Source organism: Myxococcus sp. AB025B, from assembly GCF_006518215.1.
GTDB lineage: Bacteria > Myxococcota > Myxococcia > Myxococcales > Myxococcaceae > Myxococcus > Myxococcus fulvus.
The window spans coordinates 1-9,764 of sequence record NZ_SRLW01000346.1 but is presented as its reverse complement, the minus strand read 5'-3'; the positions used below and the strand labels follow the sequence as shown (position 1 = coordinate 9,764).

General features: G+C 70.7%; 9 protein-coding genes. 6 read left to right on the top strand and 3 right to left on the bottom strand.

Features of this window, described 5'->3' with window-relative positions:
• The 6 genes from FL311_RS36960 to FL311_RS36935 all read left to right on the top strand — a co-directional run.
• Window positions 1-940, top strand: a 940-nt coding sequence (locus FL311_RS36960) for a polyprenyl synthetase family protein (protein ID WP_228557327.1), incomplete at its 5' end; no start/stop codon positions are given.
• Window positions 937-1,527 carry a GbsR/MarR family transcriptional regulator gene (locus tag FL311_RS36955; protein WP_141332387.1) on the top strand — a complete coding sequence of 197 codons (591 nt, stop codon included), beginning with the start codon at window positions 937-939 and terminating at the stop codon, window positions 1,525-1,527. The genes FL311_RS36960 and FL311_RS36955, both read left to right, overlap by 4 nt.
• A gap of 9 nt (window positions 1,528-1,536) precedes the next feature.
• Window positions 1,537-2,058, top strand: coding sequence for a gamma-glutamylcyclotransferase (locus tag FL311_RS36950; RefSeq protein ID WP_141332386.1), 522 nt, complete (start codon window positions 1,537-1,539; stop codon window positions 2,056-2,058).
• 401 nt (window positions 2,059-2,459) lie between these two features.
• On the top strand, window positions 2,460-3,119 hold the full coding sequence (locus FL311_RS36945) for a RedB protein (RefSeq protein WP_194869517.1): 660 nt from the start codon (window positions 2,460-2,462) through the stop codon (window positions 3,117-3,119).
• Complete coding sequence (locus FL311_RS36940; RefSeq protein ID WP_141332384.1) at window positions 3,116-4,615, top strand: methyl-accepting chemotaxis protein; 1,500 nt, start codon at window positions 3,116-3,118, stop codon at window positions 4,613-4,615. Before FL311_RS36945 ends, FL311_RS36940 begins: the two co-directional genes overlap by 4 nt.
• 76 nt (window positions 4,616-4,691) lie before the next feature.
• A complete protein-coding gene (locus FL311_RS36935; protein WP_141332383.1) occupies window positions 4,692-5,576 on the top strand; it encodes an efflux RND transporter periplasmic adaptor subunit in 885 nt (294 codons plus the stop codon).
• A gap of 9 nt (window positions 5,577-5,585) precedes the next feature.
• Here FL311_RS36935 and FL311_RS36930 read toward each other — a convergent pair whose 3' ends face one another.
• From FL311_RS36930 to FL311_RS36920, 3 genes are read right to left on the bottom strand one after another with little or no spacing between them, the layout of a single operon-like run.
• The gene (locus FL311_RS36930) at window positions 5,586-6,980 is read right to left on the bottom strand and encodes an MBL fold metallo-hydrolase (RefSeq protein WP_141332382.1); all 1,395 of its coding nucleotides are present in this window, start codon (window positions 6,978-6,980) and stop codon (window positions 5,586-5,588) included.
• Window positions 6,981-6,984: 4 nt separating this feature from the next.
• On the bottom strand, window positions 6,985-9,102 hold the full coding sequence (locus FL311_RS36925) for a peptidase domain-containing ABC transporter (RefSeq protein ID WP_141332381.1): 2,118 nt from the start codon (window positions 9,100-9,102) through the stop codon (window positions 6,985-6,987).
• On the bottom strand, window positions 9,026-9,637 hold the full coding sequence (locus FL311_RS36920) for a transposase (protein ID WP_194869516.1): 612 nt from the start codon (window positions 9,635-9,637) through the stop codon (window positions 9,026-9,028). Before FL311_RS36920 ends, FL311_RS36925 begins: the two co-directional genes overlap by 77 nt.
• Window positions 9,638-9,764 lie beyond the last annotated feature (127 nt).

Here is a 9,764-nt window from a genome sequence, read left to right as displayed (position 1 = left end):
GTCCGCGAGCGAGGCCTTGCGGCAGTCGGTGCCCGCGGGCGCGGACGCGAAGGCGCTGGAGCGCTTCCTGGCGCCGGAGGCCCTGGAGGCGCGCACGCGGCGCGAGTGGGAGGCGAAGTTCGGCGGCGCGGTGGGGGTGGCTCCGGAGCGGCTGGTGGACGTGGCGGTGGCGTCGGAGTTCATCCACTCGGCCAGCCTGCTGCACGACGACGTGGTGGACGCGGGCATGTTCCGCCGGGGCCGTCCCACGGTGAACGCGCGCTGGGGCAACATCGTGGCGGTGATGAGCGGAGACCTCATCCTGTCGACGGGCCTGCACCAGCTGGCGCTGCTCGACTCGCGGCTGACGCTGTCGGCGCTGTCGGTGGTCTCCGAGATGACCCGCGCGGCCATCGCGGAGGTGGAGGCGCGCGGAGACCTGGACCTGCCGCTCAACCGGCTGCGCTTCATCGCCGAGGGCAAGACGGGCTCGCTGTTCGGCTGGTGTGGACACGCGGCGGCGACGCTGGCGAACCAGCCCGAGGCGGTGGAGCGCTTCGACGGGTTCGGCCGTCACCTGGGCGTGGCGTTCCAGATCGCCGACGACATCCGGGACATCCTGGGCACGGACGCGGGCAAGCCGCGGTACGCGGACGTGCACTCGCGCACCCCGTCGATGCCCATCCTGCTGGCGGTGGCCAAGGACGAGAGCCTGCGCCGCAAGCTGAAGGACGCGTGGGCCTTCTCGACGATCACGCCCGAGCGCACGAAGGAGATTGGCGCGGCCATCGAGGCCACGGGCGCGGTGGATGCGTCCATGGCGCGGATGAACGTGGAGATCGAAGCGGCGCTGGACAAGCTGGGGCACTTCGCGACGGACCCGGCGGGGGCGGAGCTGGTGGGCTGGGCGCGCAAGCTGTCGGCGGGAATCGCCGAGCAAGTGCAAGGACGCGCCGCATGAAGGGCTACCTGTGGACGGGGGGACACGGGAGCGCGGGCGGTGAGCCGCCGGTCGTCGAGGGCCGGCTCGCGCCATGGGAAGCCATCGCGGTGGACGCGGTGGGCAACGTCATCGAGTTCTGGGGCTTCAAGCGCAACCAGGGCCGGGTGTGGGCGCTCTTGTACCTGCGCGGCGAGCCGCTGACGGCGGGGGAGATCGAGCGCGAGCTGGACCTGTCGAAGGGTGGGGTCTCCATGCTGCTCCGGGACCTGGAGCGCTGGGGTGTCATCCAGCGGGTGCGGCTGCCACAGGACACCGTCTGGCGCTATGGCGCGGAGACGGACCTGGTGCGGATGGTCCGCCATGTCATCGAGGAGCGCGAGGCGGGCTTCGTGGCGCGCATCCGCGCGGACCTGGCGGAGGCGCGCAGGCTGGCGGAGACGACGGGCGGGGTGCCGCTGGAGCGGCTGGAGCGGCTGGAGAAGATGGCCACGCTGGCCGAGCACGTGGAGCGGGCGCTGCGGCTGTTCATCAAGACGTCGCGCCTGGACGTGTCCGGGGTGCTGGCGGTGTTCCGGGACGGGGCCTCGCGGCGCGGGGACCGGTAGGGAGGGCTGATGGATTCGCACTACGACATGGTGATGAAGGCGCGCGAGGGCGCGGACCCGAAGGTGTCGCGGCTGTACTTCGCGTACTCCACCATCCTGGACCGGGCGGCGTTCGAGGAGTGGCGGCAGCAGCACTCGTACGGCTTCTTCGACCTGCCGGAGGGGCGGCTGGCGGAGGCGGTGGACGTGGACCTGGTCTACGACTTCCCGTCGCGCTGGTGGGGTGGACGGGTGGCGGGGCTGGCGGACGCTCCGGGTGGCCGCATCTTCGGGCGGCTGTTCGAGATTCGCGGGCAGGACTGGCCCATCGTCCAGCACAAGGAAGGCTTCGTGACGGGGATGTGCGTGGAGCGCGCGGTGAAGGTGCGCGTGGACGGGCAGGAGGTGGAGGCCACCGCGTTCATCACCAATCCCCGGCGCGCGTCGCAGGACGGCCCGGTGAGCCCTCGCTTCGTGGAGGCCCTGGTGCGAGGCGCCCAGGCGGCGGGCCTGCCGGCCGAGTACGTGGAGCGGCTCAAGCGCGGGGCGTAGCGCGGGCGGTGGGGGCGACCTGCGGGGGCGCCGTGCGAGTGCGCGCGGCGATGCCTAGGTTGCCTCCACGGCCATGTTCCTCTTCTTCTCCAACCAGCTGGGCTGCGCGGGCAGCATCCTCGTCTCGGTGGCGCTGAGCCTGCTGCTGTACTTCCTGTTCATGCGTGCGTGAGCGCCGCCCCGCTCTGGGTGTCGGACGTTCGTCCAACGTCTCGTGACTCTCGGCCCCCAGAAACACCGGGAACGACGGGTCTTGTCTCATGAAACAGTGATGTCTTGCCTGACAGGAAATGCTCTGTCTGGGCACGCAATGCCTGCTTCCTCTGAAATACGGTTGCCACATCCACGGGATTTCTCCAGCATGGCCAAGAATGGCCGTCCAGGATAACCCACCCCCCGCCGTGGCTGTATCAGTCCGGGACTCCACCCAGGTCGGGTTGAGACATCGTGTGGGACGGCCCGGTGTCCTGGTGTGTCTGGTGGGCGCGTGGCTCGTGGCCTGTATCGCGGGAACGAGCCTGCTGTGGCGCTACGCGAATGACGCGGGTGAGCGTTCCCTGCCGCCCGCGAGGGTGCCGGAGTCGCTGGGGCTCGCGCTTGGCCCAAGCGACTGGGCGCTGCTCGTCTTCCTCCACCCCCAGTGCGCGTGCTCGCGCGCGACGCTGACGGAGCTGGGGAAGCTGGTGCACTTCGCGGGGGCGCGGCTGGTGACGCGGGTCTACATCTGGGCGCCCCGCGAGGCGCCCGAGGGCTTCGTCCAGTCGGAGCTGTGGGAGCGCTCGCGGGCCTTGCCGGGTGTGGAGGTGCTGGCGGACGTGGACGGGCAGGTGGCGCGGGAGCTGGGCGCGCTGACCTCCGGCCACGTGGTGCTCTACGCGCCGGATGGCACGGAGCGCTTCAGCGGTGGCATCACCTCCGCGCGCGGCCATGAGGGGGACAGTCCTGGGGGACTGGCCCTGCGCGCGTTGCTGTCATCGGGAGAGGCCGAGCGCTCCGAGTCGCCGGTCTTCGGCTGTGCGTTGAGAACACCTTCACAGGTCACGGGGGCTTCGCCACGATGAGCATCCAGGTTTCCGAGGCGGAGCTCGCCACGCTGTCTCAACAGCTCCACGCGAATCAATGTCTGGCATTGAGCCGCCGCACGGACCGGACGTTCGCGGCGTTGATGGTCTTGCAGTGGCTGGGCAGTATCGTCGCGGCGCTGACCCTCTCCCCCAGGGCCTGGGCGGGGCTCGAGAGCTCGGTCCACTTCCACGTCGAGGCCGCTGTCTGGCTGGGCCTGCTCTTCGGCGCACTGCCCGTCACCCTGGCGCTGACGCGGTCGGGGCGGGCCTCCACGCGCCATGTCATCGCGGTGGGACAGGCGTTGATGTCCGGCTTGCTCATCCACCTGATGGGCGGCCGCATCGAGACCCACTTCCACATCTTCGGCTCCCTGGCGCTGCTGGCCATCTACCGCGACTGGCGGGTGCTGCTGACGTTCAGCGGCGTGGTGGCGGCGGACCACTTCCTGCGCGGGGCGTTCTGGCCGGAGTCGCTCTTCGGGATCCACGCGCTGGAGTCGTGGCGCTGGCTGGAGCACACGGCGTGGGTGGTGTTCGAGGACCTCTTCCTCATCGCGTCGTGTGTGCAGGGGCAGCGGGAGATGCGGGACGCGGCGCGGCGGGAGGCGCTGCTGGAGTTGTCCCGGCGCGCGGTGGAGGAGCGGGTGGTGCGGCCGCTGATGGAGTCGGCGGATGCGCTGCGGGACTCCATGCGGACCCTGACGCAGGCGACGGCGGAGCAGCGCCGGGAGCTGGCCCGACAGGCGGGGGCGCTGGAGGAGACGCGGGTGACGGCGGAGGAGATCCGCCAGACGTCGCTGGTGGCCTCGCAGCAGGCGACGCGGATGATGGAGACCACGGCGGAGGCCGGCGACATGGGAGAGGCGGTGGAGGCCGCCATCGGCAAGAGCGTGGAGGGGCTGGCCGCGCTGCGCGAGCAGACCGCGGACCTCACCGAGCGCGTCCGCGCGCTGGGGTCGCACACGGACCGCATCGCGGGCATCACCCGCTCGGTGCAGGACCTGGCGGACCAGTCGAATGTGCTGGCCATCAACGCGGCCATCGAGGCGGCCCGCTCGGGCGAAGCGGGGCGGGGGTTCTCGGTGGTGGCGCGGGAGATTCGCGGGCTGGCCGGACAGTCGGTGGCGGCGACGCAGCAGGTGAGGGTGGTGCTCGGGGAGACGCGCACGCGCATCCAGGGCGTGGTGGAGATCACCCGACAGGGCGGCGAGCGCATGAGTCGAGGCATCGAGAGCATCCGTGACTCCGGCGAGCAGCTGAAGACGTTGTCCGCGCTGGTGAAGAACAACGCGGACTCGGTCCGGCAGATCTCCGCGGTGGTGAGTCAGCAGTCCGCGGGCGTCGCGCAGATCTTCAACGCGGTGTCGGACCAGACGGAGCTGATGCGGACCTCGATGGCCCGCCTGGAGACCACGCACGCGGCCGCGGACGGGCTGCGTCACGTCACGGACCAGATCCACGACATCATCGCGCTGTACCAGGCCAAGAGCTGAAGCGTCACGCCCGCCCCACTGCCCAGGCCCGTCACATCGACTACACTGGGCGAACGGCATGGGCTCCAGGCACTCGATGAGGTTCGGACAGGGAAGGGCGCTGGCGGGACTGTTGTGGCTGTCCTGCGCGAGTGCCCTGGCGCAGACACCGGAGCCGGGCCCCAAGGAGCAGGTGCTCTCCGCGCCGCGTCCGCTGCTGGGCGTCGTGGTGGCCAGTCAGGTGCTGGACCTGGTGTTCGCGGTGGAAGGCCAGCTGAGCGAGGTCAAGGCCCACCTGGGGCAGCGCGTGCAGGCGGGCGAGGTCGTCGCCGCGCTGGACGCGGAGCCTCTCCGGCTGGAGCTGGGCACGCGTCAGGCCAACATGCGCGCGTCGGAGGCGGTCGTGCACCGGGCCGTGCTGGTCGTGGCCCAGGCCAGACAACGACTCGCGCGCGAGCAGCGCATCCGGGACTTCTCCGCCGCTCAGGCCGAGGAGACGGCGCAGAACGACGTGGCGCTGGCGGAGGCGGACCTCCAACTGGCGCAGGCCCAGCTGGCCTCGACCACGGCCCGCGCGGCGCAGGCCGAGCGCGACGTGAACGTGGCCCGGTTGAAGGCCCCCTTCACCGGGACGGTCACCGAGCAGTACCTCACACCGGGCATGCGCGTGAGCATGGGCATGCCCGTGCTCAGGCTGGTGAGCGAACAGATGCGATTGCGCTTCGCCATCCCGGAGCAGCTGGCTCCAAGCGTGCGTCCCGGTGACACCGTGCGGGTGCGCCTGCCCGCGGTGAATCTGGAGCTGACCGCCGTCGTTGACCGGTTGTCGCCCGAGGTGGACCTCTCCTCGCGCCATCAGAAGGCAGAGGCCTTGCTCCAGGTGTCCGATGCGCTGCGCAGCCAGCTGGCCAGTGGACTGGTCGCGGAGGTGTACCTCCAGCCCGGCCCCCGCGCGCGAGGCCGTGTCGTGACCACGCCTTGAGCCGGGGCGTCAGCGCGCGGCGTCCAACCGCAGCTCGCCGCGCTCGAAGCGCGCCACGTCCCCGGGGATCCAGTCCAACACCTTCGTGCCGACGCCCAAGGCCCTCAGGTGCTCGCGCACCGCCGCGCCGCAGGCGGCCTCGGACGGCTCGCCCAGGCCCCAGCCGACGTCCTGGATGGCTCGGCCCACGCCCTCGAAGCCGTTGGCGTAGGGCAGGAACCAACGTGCTCCGGCGGCGGCGCACACCTCGGCCACTCCCGCGGGCCCGGCCGTGGCACTGCGCAGCCGTCCGGCCAGGTGGTCCGCGTACAGCTCGCGCAGCCTCGTCCAGGGCAGCGCGGCCCAGTAGTGACTCAGTCCTCCGAAGAAAGGCGAGAGGAACTCACGCTGGCACGAGAGCACCCCGTCGACCGGCCCCAGCTCCCGGCACGAGCGCTCGACGACCGCGTCCATCCGTCCCTCCGGGTCCGTCCCGCTGTCCACCAGCAACAGACAGCTGAAGTCCTCGGTGGTGAAGCGGTAGCAGTTGCCCCAGCTCCGCAACCCCTCGGCGAGCGGCGGACCGTCCGGCGACGGCTGCTCGCCGTAGAAGGGCAGCACGTCCACGCGGATGTCGCCCACGTGCACCGTCTCGCCCCACTGGGGTGCCAGGGCGCGCTGGCCACACGTGCCCAGCACCTGGGCGAAGTCCTGCATCGTCAGCAGGTTGGGGCGAGGCACGCGCGGCACCAGCACCGGCACGCTCGCGTCCGTCAGGTGCGACAGCATCGACGGCACGTGCCAATGGTCCACATGCCCATGGGTGATGGCCAACGCGTCGGGGGGCCCGTGGGCCAGGTTTCCCGGTGCCAGTCCGATGTGATTCATCCGCCGCTGGAGTGGAATCGGGTCCACCAGCACCGACGTCGTCCGCGAGCGGATGAGCACACTCGCATGCTCGCGTCGGTAGATGCCCGGACCGGAGGGCTCCACCCAGGGCGCGGGGTGCGGCCCCGCGGCGAAGAGCGAGTCGCGCCAGCCCGACTCATCGAAGGGCCACGCCTCGCGCACCTGCTCCAGGGTCGAGGCGAGCGCCGTGGCGCGCAGGAACCCGGCCACCACCGCGACGTCCTCCACCCCCAGCCGCGTGCGCCAGCGCTCCTCGCCCTGCTGGAGCACCCACCACCAGGCACCCTGCTCGGGGAAGAGCACCGGTGACTCCACCAGGAAGCCACCGTCGTCCACGCCCTGGGGACGCAGCAGCCCCGGCCCCAGTCTCGCTTGCGCCGCTTCGAGCACGCGCCGCGAGCCCTCTGGCTCGAAGCCCTCACGCAGCAGCCCGTTCAACAGCTCGGTGAACGGCACTGCGCCCACCCTGTCCGGCAGCGGCGTGAGGTCCAGGATGACGTCCGGCGCGAAGCGCATGCGGCTACCCCGCGGCCTGGTGGGGACGGTCCTGCGAGGACACCAGCTCGAAGTAATCCCCACGCTTCTCCATCAGCGCGGCATGCGTTCCCTGTTCCGCCAGCTGGCCGTTCTTCATCACCAGGATGAGGTCCGCCTCGCGCACGGTGCTCAGCCGATGGGCGATGACCACCCGCGTGCAGCGCAGCTCCGCCAGCGCGTCCTGCACCGCCCGCTCCGTCCGGGCGTCCAGGGCATTCGTCGCCTCGTCCAGCAGGAGGATGGACGGGTTGGCCGCCAGCGCGCGCGCCAGCGCCAGTCGCTGCCGCTGGCCTCCGGACAGCGAGGAGCCCATCTCGCTCAGCACCGTCTCGTAGCCCATGGGCATGGCCACGATGTCGGCATGCACCTGCGCGCGGCGCGCCGCCTCCTGCACGGTCTCCAGCGGCAGCTGCGGGTCCGAATAGGCGATGTTGCGACGCACGTCGCCTCGGAACAGCGAGGGGTTCTGCAGCACCACGCCCATCTGCCGCCGCAGCTCCTTGAGGTCCAGGTCCTGGAGGGGCACGCCGTCGTAGCGGATGGTGCCCGAGCTGGGCAGGTACAACCCCAGCAGCAGGTGCGCGAGGCTGGACTTGCCCGCGCCCGACGCGCCGACGATGGCCACGAACTGTCCCGGCTCGATGGTGACCGACACGTCCCGCACCACCAGCGGCGAGTGGGGCCCGTAGCGGAACGACACGCCCTCCACCTGGATGCGCCCCGACACCTCGTGGCTGCGGCGACGCTCTCCCGGGAGCTGCTCGGCGGGTGACTCCAGCACGTCGTCCACGCGCGCCAGATAGCTGCCCACGAGCTGGAGCTGGAACGCCGTCGTCACCAGGTTCGACACGGGCAGCAGGAAGCCCGCCGCCAGGGCGTTGAGCGCCAGCATCTGTCCGAGCGTGAGCTGCCCCTCCATCACCAGCAGCGCCCCCAACCCCATCACCATCAGCGGCGACGCCATCCGCAGCGTCGCGGTCAGCGAGTCCGTGAGCGCCGACACCCGGCCGCGCTCCAGCGACACGTTGAGCACGTCCACGTAGAGGTTGGACCAGTGCTGCACCGCGCGGTCCTCCAGCCCCATCGCCTTCAGCGTCTGCACGCCCGTGAACAGCTCCACCTCGTAGTTCTGCGCCGACGCGCTCACCTCCAGGGTCTGCGCCATCAGCTCGCGCTGACGTCGGCTGGAGAAGAGGAACACCGCGCCTTGCAACAGGGCCAGCGCCGCCACCAGCGCGCCCATCTTCGCGCTGCCGGCGAACAGGAGCCCCAGGTAGAGCAGCACCAGGCTGCCATCCAACAGCCCGGACAGCGTGCCCGCGGTGAGCAGCTCGCGCACCGTGGTGTTGCTGTTCAGGCGGTTCATCAGGTCGCCCGCCGAGCGCAGCTGGAAGAACGAGAACGGCAGGTGCACCAGGTGGTCCAGGAAGCCCAGCGTCAGCCGCGCATCCAGGTGCGTGCGCAGTTGCAGCAGCAGGTGCGCGCGCACGAGCGACGAGAGGAACTGGAAGCCCACCAGCGCGGCCATCCCCGCGCCCAGCGTGGCGAGCAGCGGCACGTCTCCGGCCGGCACCACCCGGTCCACCACCGCGCCCGTCAGCGACGGCAGCGCCAGGGCGAACAGCTGGAGCAGCAGCGACATCACCGCCACGCGCAGCAACGCGGGGCGCTCCCCCAGCAGCAGGTGGAGGTAGCGATTGGGTCCTCGCCGCGGCGCCGCCGTCTCGAAGGTCTCCGAGGGCTCGAAGAGCAGCGCCACGCCGGTGAAGGACTTGCGGAACTGCTCCAGCGGAACACGGCGCCGACCGAAGGCCGGGTCCACCACCTCCACGCCCGCGCGTGTCAGGCGCTCGAAGACGATGAAGTGACGGAACTCCCAGTGCAGCACCGCGCCCGGCTCCAGCAGGTCGAGCTGGTCCATGTCGACCTGGGCCGCGCGTCCCACCAGGTCGAAGCGCCGGCCGGCCTCCAGGATGGCGCGGGCGGAGATGCCCCGGATGGAGAGGCCCGCGGCCGCGTGCACCTCATCCAGCTTCACGTGGCGGCCCCAGTAGCCCAGCACCATGGCGAGGCACGCCGCGCCGCAGTCCGTGGACGCCATCTGCGTGACGACGGGCGCGTGTGCTGCACACTCGCTCGCCCATTCCTTCGTCGAGGCGGTAGACCGCCTTCTCGAGCTTTATCGAGAGCTCCACTTCCCAGCGGATTCTGTACAAGGTGCCGACCTGCAGCGGTCCAATGGAGGGAGGCAGGTTTGTGAGGAAGAAGCAGTAGCCTTTGGGGCTGGGTACGCCGACCAGGCGCAGGGCGAGTCGGTCTGCGCCACTGCCAACGTGCACGTCCAAATCGAGCGCCTTGCCATTGAGCCGCAGCGTGCCGTCTTCCAGCAGCGCGTCGAAGTCCGTGCCCTCGAAGAAGGTGCGTGTGACGTCCCCTCGAGCCACCGCCTGCACCTTGGGCTTCCAGTTCTCCTTCAGTCGGATGACGAACTTCACCCCGTGCTGCATGCACGCCTTCAGCCGGCCGATGCTCGCGTACCCGAGGTCGCAGATGAGCCCGAAGCCGTTCCACGTCTCGTCGATGGTGAGGTGGTTGGAGTCGTGTTCTCGGGCCGCGCTGACGTGGTAGCGCACCACCGCGCCGCAGCCCACCGAGAGCGTCTGAGGTGGACCCCATCGGCTGGACCACTTTGAGGCGATCCATCTTTGCGTCTGAGCCGAAGGTGATGGTGTGTTGATACGTCGTCGTCGTGGTCGTGTCGAG

What these genes read in the sequence shown, in the direction of transcription:
- FL311_RS36955 (WP_141332387.1), top strand. Translation starts at nt 937, where the DNA reads ATGAAGGGCTACCTGTGGACGGGGGGACACGGGAGCGCGGGCGGTGAG.
- FL311_RS36950 (WP_141332386.1), top strand. Translation starts at nt 1,537, where the DNA reads ATGGATTCGCACTACGACATGGTGATGAAGGCGCGCGAGGGCGCGGAC.
- FL311_RS36940 (WP_141332384.1), top strand. Translation starts at nt 3,116, where the DNA reads ATGAGCATCCAGGTTTCCGAGGCGGAGCTCGCCACGCTGTCTCAACAG.
- FL311_RS36935 (WP_141332383.1), top strand. Translation starts at nt 4,692, where the DNA reads ATGAGGTTCGGACAGGGAAGGGCGCTGGCGGGACTGTTGTGGCTGTCC.
- FL311_RS36930 (WP_141332382.1), bottom strand. Translation starts at nt 6,980, where the DNA reads ATGCGCTTCGCGCCGGACGTCATCCTGGACCTCACGCCGCTGCCGGAC.
- FL311_RS36925 (WP_141332381.1), bottom strand. Translation starts at nt 9,102, where the DNA reads ATGGCGTCCACGGACTGCGGCGCGGCGTGCCTCGCCATGGTGCTGGGC.